This window comes from Stecheria intestinalis (assembly GCF_009696165.1).
Classification (GTDB): Bacteria; Bacillota_I; Bacilli_A; order Erysipelotrichales; family Erysipelotrichaceae; genus Bulleidia; species Bulleidia intestinalis.
On the sequence record NZ_VUMN01000016.1, the window covers coordinates 22657 to 35203 of the forward strand.

13 protein-coding genes are annotated in these 12547 nt (G+C 50.4%); 6 read left to right on the plus strand and 7 right to left on the minus strand.

Going from position 1 to position 12547, the window contains the following annotated elements; translation table 11 throughout:
• Positions 1–12: 12 nt before the first annotated feature.
• Entirely contained in the window at positions 13–1212 is a 1200-nt protein-coding gene (locus FYJ51_RS07635; protein WP_154504680.1) for a hypothetical protein, read from the minus strand.
• 94 nt (positions 1213–1306) lie between these two features.
• Positions 1307–1738 (minus strand): hypothetical protein, encoded by a 432-nt coding sequence (locus FYJ51_RS07640; protein WP_154504682.1) that lies wholly within the window; start codon positions 1736–1738, stop codon positions 1307–1309.
• Between the two features lie 67 nt (positions 1739–1805).
• Here FYJ51_RS07640 and FYJ51_RS07645 point away from each other — a divergent pair, with 67 nt between their 5' ends.
• The 6 genes from FYJ51_RS07645 to FYJ51_RS07670 all read left to right on the plus strand — a co-directional run bounded on the left by FYJ51_RS07645 (position 1806) and on the right by FYJ51_RS07670 (position 6263).
• Positions 1806–2114, plus strand: coding sequence for a hypothetical protein (locus tag FYJ51_RS07645; RefSeq protein WP_154504684.1), 309 nt, complete (start codon positions 1806–1808; stop codon positions 2112–2114).
• Positions 2115–2465: 351 nt separating this feature from the next.
• Positions 2466–3347: a hypothetical protein gene (locus FYJ51_RS07650; protein WP_154504686.1), complete on the plus strand. Its 882-nt coding sequence runs from the start codon at positions 2466–2468 to the stop codon at positions 3345–3347.
• Positions 3348–3398: 51 nt separating this feature from the next.
• Positions 3399–3635 (plus strand): hypothetical protein, encoded by a 237-nt coding sequence (locus FYJ51_RS07655; protein ID WP_154504688.1) that lies wholly within the window; start codon positions 3399–3401, stop codon positions 3633–3635.
• 1389 nt (positions 3636–5024) lie between these two features.
• Positions 5025–5435 carry a hypothetical protein gene (locus FYJ51_RS07660; protein WP_154504690.1) on the plus strand — a complete coding sequence of 137 codons (411 nt, stop codon included), beginning with the start codon at positions 5025–5027 and terminating at the stop codon, positions 5433–5435.
• Positions 5436–5534: 99 nt separating this feature from the next.
• On the plus strand, positions 5535–5999 hold the full coding sequence (locus tag FYJ51_RS07665; protein ID WP_154504692.1) for a hypothetical protein: 465 nt from the start codon (positions 5535–5537) through the stop codon (positions 5997–5999).
• 18 nt (positions 6000–6017) lie between these two features.
• A complete protein-coding gene (locus FYJ51_RS07670; protein WP_154504694.1) occupies positions 6018–6263 on the plus strand; it encodes a hypothetical protein in 246 nt (81 codons plus the stop codon).
• A 740-nt stretch (positions 6264–7003) separates the two neighbouring features.
• Here FYJ51_RS07670 and FYJ51_RS07675 read toward each other — a convergent pair.
• The 5 genes from FYJ51_RS07675 to FYJ51_RS07695 all read right to left on the minus strand — a co-directional run bounded on the left by FYJ51_RS07675 (position 7004) and on the right by FYJ51_RS07695 (position 12416).
• Positions 7004–7300: an HU family DNA-binding protein gene (locus tag FYJ51_RS07675; RefSeq protein ID WP_154504696.1), complete on the minus strand. Its 297-nt coding sequence runs from the start codon at positions 7298–7300 to the stop codon at positions 7004–7006.
• A 6-nt stretch (positions 7301–7306) separates the two neighbouring features.
• The gene (locus tag FYJ51_RS07680) at positions 7307–8248 is read right to left on the minus strand and encodes an ABC transporter permease (protein WP_154504698.1); all 942 of its coding nucleotides are present in this window, start codon (positions 8246–8248) and stop codon (positions 7307–7309) included.
• A gap of 2 nt (positions 8249–8250) precedes the next feature.
• Positions 8251–9387 (minus strand): ABC transporter permease, encoded by a 1137-nt coding sequence (locus FYJ51_RS07685; RefSeq protein WP_154504700.1) that lies wholly within the window; start codon positions 9385–9387, stop codon positions 8251–8253.
• Positions 9384–10934 (minus strand): ABC transporter ATP-binding protein, encoded by a 1551-nt coding sequence (locus tag FYJ51_RS07690; RefSeq protein WP_154504702.1) that lies wholly within the window; start codon positions 10932–10934, stop codon positions 9384–9386. Before FYJ51_RS07690 ends, FYJ51_RS07685 begins: the two co-directional genes overlap by 4 nt.
• 288 nt (positions 10935–11222) lie before the next feature.
• Entirely contained in the window at positions 11223–12416 is a 1194-nt protein-coding gene (locus tag FYJ51_RS07695; protein WP_154504704.1) for a BMP family ABC transporter substrate-binding protein, read from the minus strand.
• Positions 12417–12547: the final 131 nt, after the last annotated feature.

Sequence of the window (12547 nt, forward strand, 5' to 3'; positions counted from 1 at the left end):
TCCTTTCTCACATCACAAGAAGAACCGATAGGCGTCATACCGGTAGTATGTTCCGATTTCCTGCACGAAGCTGCAAACGATACTGACAAGAATCATCACCGAAGACGGCACCATCGCAAGCGCTGCAGGAATCTGTCCCCTGAGCGAAAGCCCCATGGAAACAGCCATGCACAGCATCTGCAGGAACCCGCTGAGAAAACTCCACTTCAGCACAATGCCAGTCAGATACCTCTTCGTCTTCTTTCCTGCTGCTAAGCCGATGATGCTGTCGCCATTGCGCTGCAGCTGATGCGCTGTTTCCTTCGGATTCAGCATCAGCATCGAGAACACCACGGAAAGCACCACAATCAGAATCAGATAGACTCCGACCCCGAGCGGCTTGGTAAGCACCAGATTCTCACTTGCCGAAGCAAGAGATGCATTCTCCGGGAAGAAATACGCCAGCATCTTCACGAAATAATACGGGACGAAAAATGCCGAAGCTGCAAACATCACGGGCATGATGCCCATCGGAGCCCGCTTATAGGCAAGATAGTTCTGATCCGCATGCACGTTATGAATCGATACTCTCTGCAGCGGAATCCGGATAATCGAATTTTCCATCAGAACCGTTCCGATGATCACAATCACGCAAAGCCATATCATCTGCCGGAATTCGAAGAAATGATTCGCATTCATGTTCTGAACCAGCGAAGTCACGATGTTGATCAGAATAATCGGCATCGAAGCACCGATGCCATGTTTTTCATTCTCAAAGCAGAGATAGCTGATTCCTGCTGCTCCGGCAATCATCTCGAGAGTCACGATCAGCCTCAATGCCCAGATCGGTCCGAGATCGCTTCGGTAGGTCAGCTCATAAGACCTCATGATTGCCATCACGATGCTGAACAGGATCGCAGCCGTGCGCATCCAGCGATCACTTTCCATTTTCGAAATCTTCGCTCTTGAAGCAGAGCTGCGGAACGCAAAGATAATCTGCACCAGCAGCGAAGCATTGATATACGGCATGATGCCAAGCGCCATCACCGTCACCCGATAGCGATCCCCGCTCACCATCATCGAAAGCAATGCCTGCACATCTGCGGCACCGGGATTGAGGGAATCCGGATCAATGCCATACAGTACAATGCTCCGGCACAGCAGATAGACTGCGGCAACCTGAATCGTGAACAGAATCCGATTCCGCAGCTCATGTGTTTTCTGTTTCTCCATCCAGAATGAATCCTTCCTATAAACCTGAATTCTTCAGATACGCATAATGGTCATCCGCCGGCTGACGAATGACCAGTTATGTGTTTCTGACTGATTAATGCTTTCTCACCTGAAGCAGAACCGCCCCATTCAGTTCTTCCAGTTCCTTTGACTCAGTCCCTGCGGCTGAAGCCGTCCGCGAAGCGCTGACTTCATTTCCGCTGACATTGCCCTCTGCCATATGATTGCTTGACATCTCACTGAAGGAATCTTCTGCCGACATCCGGATGCTGTTTGAAATGCTGTTGCTGTTCAGAGACTCAGACTCCGAAGCAGCCGTCGAAGCAGAAGCAGACTTGCTTTCGCTCGCTGCGGCACTTGCACTGTCACTCGAGCTTGCTCTCTGACTGCTGCTCTCAGAAGCCGAAACAGACTCACTGACAGATGCTTCATCCAGAACACTCCCGGACGAAACACTTTCAGAACCAGTCTCCGAAACTGCACTAGCACTCGGAGCAGTCGCACTGGCAGACTGAACTCCTGCCATTACAGTTTCTGCTGCCGTCTCAGATTCACTTGTGCGATCTGAAGCAAAGCTTCCCTCCGAAGTACTGATGCTTCCGCTCCCAGAATCAGCCATACTTGAAGAAGTACTGACAACAGCCTCCGTGCTCTGTGAAGCAGAACGGCTTTCACTGACTGATCCACTTTCAGAACCAGAAGTACTCTCAGAACCTGATATGCTTCCGCTGATGCTTGCAGACTCACTGCTGCTAGCTGATGCACTCTCACTTTCTGATTCGGACCTGCTGCCTGAAGCTGAAAGACTCTCGGTCTCTGATTCACTTGTGCTATCATACTCAGACTCGCTTGTGGAGGTGCTTACGGAAACACTATCAGATTCGCTGGCGCTCTTGCCCTGACTCTCCGAACCACTTATGCTTTCAGACTCGCTGCTGCTAGCTGAAACACTCTCGCTTTCGGATGCACTAGTGCTATCAGACTCAGACTTACTGCCTGAAGTCGAAAGACTCTCACTCTCCGATTCAGACTCACTTGTGATGGTTGAGGTGCTTTCAGATTCATTATCTGATTCGGAAGTACTGATGCTCTCGGATTCAGATGCACTTTCAGATTCTGATGAGCTCTCAGATTCAGACGCACTCTCAGAGCTGCTTTCGCTATCAGACTCACTTACGCTGGTCGATGTGCTTTCAGATTCACTGATGCTCTCAGACTCAGACTCCGATTCACTCTCAGATTCGGAAGTACTGATGCTTTCGGATTCAGATGCACTTTCAGATTCTGATGAGCTCTCAGACTCGGATTCCGATTCACTCTCAGACTCGGATTCCGATTCACTCTCAGACTCGGAAGTGCTGATGCTCTCGGATTCAGATGCACTTTCAGATTCTGATGAGCTCTCAGACTCAGACGCACTCTCAGAGCTGCTTACGCTATCAGACTCACTTACGCTGGTCGATGTGCTTTCAGATTCACTGATGCTCTCAAATGCGGAAGTACTCACACTCGCAGAAGCTGATGTACTCGTGCTTGAAGAACCGCTGATACTAGCCGAAGTGCTAGTGCTCTTAGATTCACTGGTGCTCTGGCTTGCAGATAAGCTTGAAGAATTACTACCGCTGATACTAAGAGAAGTACTCTTGCTGAGGGAAGCACTGATGCTTTCAGAAGCACTGACAGATGCAGAGTGTTCAATCTCGGAGACTAAACTGTTGCTGCTGTCACTGACAGATGCAGACATGCTTGCAGATTCTTTTCTGGAATCTGATTCCGATTCGCTAGCATGTCTGCTTTCGTTCTCTGAGTCTTTTCTGCTGGCAGAATTGCTATTGCTGATCGAAGTGCTGATACTCTCAGATCCATCTGCACTGATAGAGGCACTGGTGCTTGCTGAAGCAGAAATGCTTGCGGAAGTACTGGAACTTTCACTCAGAGATTTGCTATCTGAAGCAGATGCGTCTCCGCTTTCGGAAGCAGACCTGCTCGCAGAGGTACTGGTTTTCCCGGAAGCACTCTCACTTGCGGAAATGCTTGTGCTGCCGGAATTGCTGATGGATGCAGACTGTTCAGTGCTCAAGGAAGCACTTGCTTCTGCAGAAGAGCTTGCTGATTCAGAAATGGAACGGCTCTGAGAACGGCTTTCTTCTGAAGCAGTGCTTGCCGAAGCAGATTCACTCTCTGAAATGCTCTTCGTTTCAGAGAGGGACTGGCTCTCGGAACTGCTCCTGGAAGCTGAGATGCTTGCTGATTCAGATGCGGCAGTGCTGACGGATTCAGATTCCTTTAATGAAGTGGATTCACTTTCAGAACCCTCCTCACTTGCCGAAGCAGAACCGGATTCAGAGAACTTCCTGCTTTCTGATTCCGAAGTGCTTGCAGAAAGGCTGTCCCTGATCGAGCTGCTATCTTGTTCAGACTGACTCAGACTGCTCTCACCTTCATCGGATACAGATTCACTCTGTTCTGCAGAAACAGAAGCTGAGCTGCTCGCACTCAAAGAAGCAGAATCGCTCAGTTTTCCGCTAAGGCTCTCTGAAGTACTGACGCTTTCAGAGAAAGATTGACTGGATGATCTGCTTGCCGATCCTGAAGCAAAGATGCTATCAGATACGGATTTGCTGGTGCTTGCTGATTGACTCTCAGATTGACTGATATTCCTGCTCTGACTCTTCCAGCTGCTGATGCTTTCAGACTCGCTCTTGCTTGCAGAAGCAGAAAGACTTTCACTTTCAGATTCACTGGCGCTGGCGGAACCACTCTCACTTGCTGCTTTGCTTTCAGAAGCGGAAATGCTCTTCGATGCAGATCTNCTTGCGCTTGCGGATGCACCGCTCTCAGATTCGCTTGTGCTCTGGCTCTCGGATCTGCTTGCGCTTGCTGACTGAGAATTCCTGGCAGACTCGGAAGCCGATTCCGAAGCAGATTGACTGTTTTTTTGAGATTCGCTCTCAGATGCCGAACGGAAAGAAGCGGATTCAGATTGTTTCTTTGAATCGGATTCGCTGGAAGAAGAGAGACTTTCGCGAAGAGACCTGCTTGCACTCAGGTTGGAGGAAACTGATTCAGAACTGCCTCTGGATTCAGAGGAAAGCTCGCTCAGACTCTCAGAGGCTGAAGTAACTGCACTGCGGTTGCTGTGATATTCATCTACTCCATTTTCAAAGTCTTTTTCCGAGAAATATGCATATCCTTTTTTGCCGAAACTTACGACGTCCTTGCGATTTGTAGGAATAAACTTTCCATTTGCTCCAAGCGTTTTCTGAACAACAAGAATACCGCCGATCACCTTCGGATCAGAAGACCCCTCAGAGCCTCCCTGCTTTTCAATATCAAAGAGCGGATTCCCATTCTTATCGACTGTGATGTAATCAAAATAAGCTGTATGAGTCTGCTGGTCTTTTCCTACATAGGTCACTTTCACATAGTTTCCTGCTCCGGAATTCTGTTCCCATCTTCCTTCGGAGATCGAGGTAACCTGGCTCTCCTGGTAGAACCGGTATTCAACCAGATAGTTAGCCAGCTCGTTTCCTTTCTTCCAGTAATCTCCCCAGACGTAGCTTTCTCCTCTTGTGATAAACCCTTGCTGAAGCTCTTTCAGTTCAGCGCGAGCCTTTTCAATCTTTGCAATCAGATCTTCGAGATACTGATCTTCCAGATTTGACTGAGAGAACTGGACCGATGCAGACTGGAAAGCGGAATCAGCTGTGCTGATCGCAGCAGAGAGACTTGCCATCTCACTCTGATAGACAGAAGCAGATTCAGAAGCCTTAATAACACTTTCTGAAGCACTGGCAGAAGCAGAAACAGAATTGGATTCTGAGAGTGCTGCGGATTTTGAATCAGAAACAGAGGCCTCGCTCAGGGAAGCGGAAGCAGATTCAGAAGCAGAGTCTCTTGCGGACTCTGAAAGAGCCGCAGAGGCACTGGCAGAAGTGCTTAAGGAAGATTCGCTGGCAGACATGCTGGCACTGGCGGAATCAGAAATCGAAGTGCTGGCACTTTCTGCGCTTCTGCTTACGGATTCAATGGTACTGAGGGAAGTGCTTTCGGATGCGCTGAGACTGTCCGCTTTGCTGCCGCTGATGGAATCAGCTTCACTTTGCGAAACTGCGCTGATGCTTGCAGAAGCACTGTCACTTGCTTCAGATTCGCTGAGGCTTCCGGAAATGCTCTCGCTTTTGGATGCGGATGCGGCAGCAATGGAACCGGAAGCACTGTGAGAACCAGAGGCAGAAAGAGATTCGCTTGCACTGCTGGAAGTCTTCTCGGAAAGAACTTCGGATGCAGAGGCAGAAGCCGACTTTGCGGCAGAAGCAGAGGTGCTGGACGAGTCGCTTGCAGAGGTACCTGCATTGCTCAGAGACTCGCTCTTTCTCAGGGATTCACTGGAAACAGCAGAGAGCGAAGTGCTTCTGCTGAGAGATTCGCTTTTTCTGATGGAAGCGGTGCTTTCCGATAAAGAGGTGCTTTCAGATTCGGAAGCAGAACGCATGGAAGCAGAGATGCTTCTGCTTTCTGAAGCTGATGCTGCACGAGCGGAAGTGCTAGAAGAAGCTTCCGAAGCACTGGTGCTCTCTTTTGTCTTCATGCTTTGGGAAGAAGCAGCGGATGCCGAAGCAGAAGTGCTGATCGATTCAGAAACGGATCCGGAAATCGCGCTCAGGGAAGCATTCTCCTCTGCCAGAGATTCTGAAGCAGAGATAGAAGAAGATGCTGCGGCTGATTGCGAAAGAGAAGCAGAATCTCCGGAAGCATCGCTTTCTGAAGAGATGGCAGATTTCTGAGAAGATGCCTGGCTTGCATTGACAGAAAGCGAAGCGCTGGTGCTCTCTGAAATGCTCTGGCTCTTAGACTGGCTTGCGGCCTGCTCATTCTGGCTGGAAGCGGATGCGGCTAAGCTCTGGCTTGCAGAAGTGCTTGCTGCTGCAGAACCAGCAGAAAGGCTGAGGGATCTGCTCCTCGAGGCAGATATGCTTTCTGCGTTCAGAGAGGAAGATTCTTCTGAAGATTTCACTGAGGCAGAAACGGAAGCTTCAAAGAGAGACTGATTCTCCTGAGCCAGCGATTCAGAAGCAGCTGCAGAAGCGGATTGCGTGTCAGAAGTCTGTGCTGAGCGCATCTCGGCAGCAGACTCAGACTGAGAAGCAGCAGAAACTGTGGAAATCGAATCAGATTTTTCGGCAGATTCACTTGCCAGATAAACAGATTCCAGCTCGCTCTGCTGCTGGGCTTCGGCTTCGGACTGAGGCTGTGCCTCTGCTTCGTTTTCAGATTCCGGGCTTACGGATTCTGCTTCAGACTCAGATGCCTGGGCATTTGCTGTATAGTCGTTCTCACTGTCCGCAGCACTCTCAGACTCCATTTCCTGAGCATAGACGGTATTCCCATGGGCGGCGAAAGTCGTTCCGATGACGGTTCCGGCGGCAGCAGCACGCCCTAAGAGAGAGCTCTTCCGCTTTCTCGAAACTTTTGATTTTCTATCTTCTTTTCTTGTTTTCATAGACCTACCCTGTCTGTTTTCTGATTAAAAGAAGAAACAGGAAGACCAGAGGAAAGATTTCTTATTTTCTGAAAATAAATCTTCCTGTATGCTTTGCTGAGCGATGCGTAAATTCTGCGGTTTATCCAAAAAGGAATATCAAAAAACCGCATTATTAACGCAAAGTCATTTTAACATTGAGCGCATGTTTCTGCCAGACAACTGCTTGTAAAATTCCTGTGATTTTCAGTTAAAGTTTCTGAAAGAGCTTTCAGATAAAAACCGCCGGCTTCAGCCAGCGGTTATGGTTCAATCTGAGATTTTGTCTTTTAGTGCTTTTGCAGGATGGAAGACAACGGTACGGGATTCGGGGATACGTACTTTTTCCTTCGTGCGGGGATTGATCCCGCCGCGTTCCGGGCGCACTTTCTGTTCGAATCTGCCGAAGCCGTGAATGGAGATGTTCTTCCCTTCTGCAAGTTCCTGCTTCATGGCTTCGAATACGGTGTCGACATATTCGCCAGCCTGCTTGCGGGTAATGCCTTTTGTATCTGAGATGGTGCGGGCAATATCCTTTCCGGTGAATACGATTTCCGGCTTATACATAGCCTGCTACCTGGATCCCTTCTCGTAGGGGATGCCTTCTGCTTTCGGTGCGGCAGAGTTCCTCGATGTGAATGCAAGGACGATCAGCGAGATGATGTAAGGCATCATGTTATAGATCTTCGAATCGATGTTCAGTGCATTCAGGAAGGCAATGCCGGAATAGACATTGGATAATGCCCGGAAGAAGCCGAACATCAATGCGGCTAAGGCAATGCGCTGCGGTTTCCACTGACCGAAGATCATAACGGCAAGAGACAGAAAGCCGAAGCCGGCAACGCCTACTTCGAATTTCCATTCGGAGACACCGGCGGTGATATAGACGATCCCGCCCAGTCCGCCGAGAAGTCCGGAGATCAGAACGCCCGCCCAGCGCATCTTGTAGACATTGATGCCGACGGAATCGGCTGCCTGAGGGTTTTCGCCGCAGGCAATCAGACGGAGCCCGAAGCGGGTCTTGTACAGGATGATGTAGGCAAGAATCAATGCGACCAGGGCAAACAGCATGAACCAGCTGAATTCAAAACCATTGATATTCACGATCAGCGCTTTCTTCTGCTGGATGTACTGAATAGTATTCGAGACGTTGTTCGGGTCTTCCGCTGTATTGATGGCCCTGGCAATGATCGTTGCGAATGCAGTTGCCAGCAGGTTCATTGCAGTTCCGACGAGGGTCTGGTCTGCATTGAAGTTCACGCAGGCAAAGGCCAGCAGCAGCGAGAAGACAACGCCGCAGACAATTGCTGCAAGCGTCGTGCCGAAGATAATGGCCGGGGCTGAGGCATCAGCACCCATGTACTTCATGGCAAGCGCGCCGCCGAGGGCACCCATAACCATGATTCCCTCCAGGCCGAGGTTAATGACACCGGAATGTTCCGAGAAACATCCGCCCAGAGCTACCAGCATCAGCACGGATGCGAAGATCAGAGTATATTGCACTAACAGCAGCATAGTTATTTCTCCTCCTCTTTCTTCTTTTCTCCGTCATTCTTCTCTCTGCGAATAGCTGCGTGCTGCTTCATCATGAACCGGAAGAAGCCGACAAATCCGCAGAGATAGATGATAATCGAGGAAATCAGGTCTGAGATCTGCGATGGATAGATTGCTTTATCAATCAGCGAACCGCCGTCGGTGATCTGCTGAATGAAGAAGGAAGCGAAGATGGAACCGATCGGAGAAAGTCCTCCTAAGAAGGTTGCAGCGATGCCGTTGAAGCCCATGGCCGGGACGGAAGTCTGGGTCGTGGACCATTCCTGATAGGTAGAAAGGAACAGGAACGCTGCTCCGATACCGGCCAGTGCACCGCCGATGGCAAGGGTCAGGATGACATTCTTCTTTTCCTTCATGCCGGCATAGCGGGCTGCCTCACGGTTGTATCCGGTTGCCTTGAGTTCATATCCGAAGCGGGTCCGGTTCAGAACGACGCTGATGAGAATGGCAAACAGAATCGAAAGCGGAATCGCAATCGTGACCGTGCGGTTGTTGGCAAAGAGCTTATCCAGTCCGAGACTCGGCAGTACAGCCGAAGCATTGGCACTGGCCAGTTTCTTCGTATAAGGGCTGGCACTGTCTTTCGGAGCTCCGGAACCGAGGATCATGTTCACGAAATAAAGACCGATCCAGTTCAGCATGATGCCGGAGATAACTTCGTTGACATTGCGGTATGCCTTGAGGGCGCCGGAAATCGCGCCGAGCAATGCCCCGGCAGCTGCCGCAAAGAGCAGACACAGATACCATGGCCAGTTCCACGCAAGGGCAGCATATAATGCAGCTCCTGCTCCGACTTCATACTGACCGGCTGCACCGATATTGAAGAGTCCGGTCTTGTAGCAGAAGCAGATGCTCAGTGCGCACATCAGCAGCGGTGCCGTCTTGGCAAGTGTATTGCCGAGTGCTTTGAGTCTGGCAGGTCCGGTGGACTTGGTCAGAAAGTTGAGGAGAATCGTGATGATTGCTTCACCTGATCCGGAAGGATTGATGATCGTGAGAACCACCCAGCCGATCAGAAGTCCGACCAGAATGCAGATCATCGAGGAGAGGAAGGTACGGAATCCTTCGCTCTCAAGCAGGCTGCCTTTCCTGTTCTTCATGCGTCTGCTCCTTCCTTCATGCGTTTCGCACCTGCCATGTAGAGGCCAAGTTCATCGGTCGTGATCTTCTTCGGATCGAGGTCACCGACAATTTCTCCTTCATACATGACCAGAATGCGGTCGCTGACATTCATGACTTCATCCAGTTCCAGAGAGACCAGCAGCACGGCATCGCCGGCATCGCGCTGAGCGACCAGCTGACGATGGATATTCTCAATTGCGCCGACATCAAGACCTCTGGTCGGCTGAACTGCAACGAGAAGCTTATGATGCTTATCAAGCTCTCTTGCAACAATTGCCTTCTGCTGGTTGCCGCCGGACATGTTGCGGACAATCGTAGCCGGTCCAAGCGCGGAGCGGATATCATATTCTTCAATGAGCTTCTCTGCATAGTTCCGGATGGCCGGTTTTTTCAGAAAGCCTGCCCTGGTAGTGAATTCCGGCTGAAAATAGCGTTCCAGCACGAGATTGTAATCCAGCGGATAATCCAGAACCAGTCCGTGTTTCTGACGGTCTTCCGGAATATGAGACATTTCTTCCGAGCGTTCGCGGATCGGTGCATTCGTGATGTCCTTTCCGCACAGCTTCACCGTGCCGCTGACCGCATTCTCAAGACCGGTGATGCCATAGACAAGCTCGGTCTGGCCATTACCGTCAATACCAGCAATGCAGACGATTTCTCCGGCATGAACATCAAAGCTGACATGCTTTACTGCATTGTTCTTATGAACCTTGCTGGCAATCGTGAGATCTCTGACTTCGAGAACCGTTTCTCCCGGATGGGCCGGCTTCTTGTCCACGACCAGCTGGACGGGTCTTCCGACCATCATGCGGCTCAGTTCTTCCGGCGTCGTGTCGCTGACATCGACCGTGCCGATGCACTTGCCTTTGCGCAGGACCGTAACCCGGTCAGCTACTTCCATGATCTCATTGAGCTTATGGGAAATGAACAGGATCGACTTCCCCTCTTTGGCCAGATTCTTCATGATCTGCATGAGTTCTTCAATCTCCTGCGGAGTCAGTACTGCCGTCGGCTCATCGAAGATCAGAATGTCATTATCCCGGTAGAGCATCTTGAGAATCTCGGTTCTCTGCTGCATGCCTACGGTGATATCCTGGATCTTCGCATCCGGATCTACCGAAAGGCCATAGCGCTCGCTGAGCTCCACGACTTTCTTTCTGGCTTCCTCCTTCTGCAGGATGCCATGCTTCGTGGTTTCTACACCGAGCATGATATTCTCAAGAACGGTGAAAACCTGGACCAGCTTGAAGTGCTGATGAACCATGCCAATGCCATAAGCATTGGCATCATTCGGATCATTGATCTGCACTTCTTTTCCATTCAGCTTGATGACTCCTTCTTCCGGCTGAATCATTCCGAACAATACGGACATCAGGGTTGACTTGCCTGCGCCATTCTCTCCAAGCAGCGCATGAATCTCTCCCTTCTTCAGCTGAAGGGTAACATCATCATTTGCGACAATTCCGGGGAAACGCTTTGTAATATGCAGCATTTCTACTGCATACGGGCACTGTTCCTCTGCCATAATTGTCCTCCCTTCCTATTTTCTGGAAACGGTTGCTTTACTATAAATTATACCGGAATCAGAGACCGATGAAGGAATAAATTCACTTCACCAGATCATGCATGCAGGACTTTCATGAGAAAAAGAACGAATTCCCGCATTCCTTTACGCAGTCTTTTCAGAAATACTGAAGCAATGATGGTTTCAGAAAAACCAGCTCTTTCATAAAACCGGAAGATTCAGGTTCCTGCAAATCAGAAAAAAAGCAGAGGGACGAACCCTCTGCAGGCAATGATAGTGTGATTCAGATCAGCCCTTGATAGAACCCTGATCATCAACGGCGATATCAACCGTCGGCAGTGCATCGATGGAATTGTCAACCGTGATCTTGCCGCTGTGCAGATCTGCAACCAGCTGCTTGTAGTCATCCTGGGTGAAGCCATCGCCCCACTGCGTATCATCAGGCAGCTGCACATAGTTCTCGCTCGGCTCATCGGAGACGATGCCAAGAGTTTCAACCTTGCCCTTGTATTCATCCCACTTGCCATCGCGGATTGCGGAAAGCAGCGTATTGACCGTAGCAGCCAGACCCTTCATCGCAGAAGTGACCGTGATGCCCTCGCCATAGTCGCCGTCAATCGTAGCAGCCTGGTCAACATCAACGCCGATCACCTTGCCGCCGGTCTTGACTGCTGCTTCTGCAGCCGAGCTGTAGATGCCGCCGCCGCATGCGAAGACAACTTCTGTGCCGCTCTGATACCAGGTATCCATGACGGAAGTGATATCAGCGTCGCCGTAGAACTGGCCGCCGTATACATACTTCACTTCGACATCAGCAGTATTTCCGAGTTCCTTTGCCGCATCGTTAGCACCCTGAACAAAACCGGAGCCATAGCGGACAACAGACGGAACTGCCATGCCGCCGAGGAAGCCGAGCTTCGTATAGCCGAGTTTCACAGCAGCATATCCTGCCATGTAGCCAGCCAGCTCTTCCTTGTAGACTGCGGAATAGACATTGTCAGCAGAGAACGTTCCGCCTGCAGCCGAATCGAGGTCAGCCTGCGCAACGTCGAGAGCGACGAACTTCACATCCGGATAAAGCGGTGCTTCATCTGCGATTGCCTGTGCAAATGCAAAGCCCGGCATGACGATGACGTTGTAGCCTTCGGAAATTGCATCTTCGATCGAAGCTTCACGGTCTGCATCTGCATCGCTTGCCGGCTTCTTGTACTCGAATTCGATTCCGTTCTCATCGCAGAATGCCTTGGATGCTTCGTAAGTAGTCTGGTTGAAGGACTTGTCAGTGATGTCACCATAGTCGGTGATCATCGCAACCTTCATGTCAGAAGATGCTGCAGCTGCTGCGGCAGTTTCTGCCGGTGCTTCGGAAGCGGCCTCTGAAGCAGCTGCTGCTGAGGTAGCTGCTGCAGAAGAACCTCCTCCGCAGCCGGCCAGGCTGAGAGACATCAGCGCGGCCAGGGTCAATGATAAGACTTTTTTCATCAGTTTTCTTTCCTCCTTTGTAAAATCTGATGTGGTTGCTTTACTTCAATTTTAAACGCTTGCACTTTGCATTGCAATTCCAGAATGGACATGGATTCCTTGTACAGAAAACATCCGGGCAGCAATGCTCC

What these genes read in the sequence shown, in the direction of transcription:
- FYJ51_RS07680 (WP_154504698.1), bottom strand. Translation starts at nt 8,248, where the DNA reads ATGCTGCTGTTAGTGCAATATACTCTGATCTTCGCATCCGTGCTGATG.
- FYJ51_RS07640 (WP_154504682.1), bottom strand. Translation starts at nt 1,738, where the DNA reads ATGGCAGGAGTTCAGTCTGCCAGTGCGACTGCTCCGAGTGCTAGTGCA.
- FYJ51_RS07655 (WP_154504688.1), top strand. Translation starts at nt 3,399, where the DNA reads ATGCTCTTCGTTTCAGAGAGGGACTGGCTCTCGGAACTGCTCCTGGAA.
- FYJ51_RS07690 (WP_154504702.1), bottom strand. Translation starts at nt 10,934, where the DNA reads ATGGCAGAGGAACAGTGCCCGTATGCAGTAGAAATGCTGCATATTACA.
- FYJ51_RS07645 (WP_154504684.1), top strand. Translation starts at nt 1,806, where the DNA reads ATGCTTCCGCTCCCAGAATCAGCCATACTTGAAGAAGTACTGACAACA.
- FYJ51_RS07685 (WP_154504700.1), bottom strand. Translation starts at nt 9,387, where the DNA reads ATGAAGAACAGGAAAGGCAGCCTGCTTGAGAGCGAAGGATTCCGTACC.
- FYJ51_RS07675 (WP_154504696.1), bottom strand. Translation starts at nt 7,300, where the DNA reads ATGTATAAGCCGGAAATCGTATTCACCGGAAAGGATATTGCCCGCACC.
- FYJ51_RS07650 (WP_154504686.1), top strand. Translation starts at nt 2,466, where the DNA reads ATGCTTTCGGATTCAGATGCACTTTCAGATTCTGATGAGCTCTCAGAC.
- FYJ51_RS07695 (WP_154504704.1), bottom strand. Translation starts at nt 12,416, where the DNA reads ATGAAAAAAGTCTTATCATTGACCCTGGCCGCGCTGATGTCTCTCAGC.
- FYJ51_RS07635 (WP_154504680.1), bottom strand. Translation starts at nt 1,212, where the DNA reads ATGGAGAAACAGAAAACACATGAGCTGCGGAATCGGATTCTGTTCACG.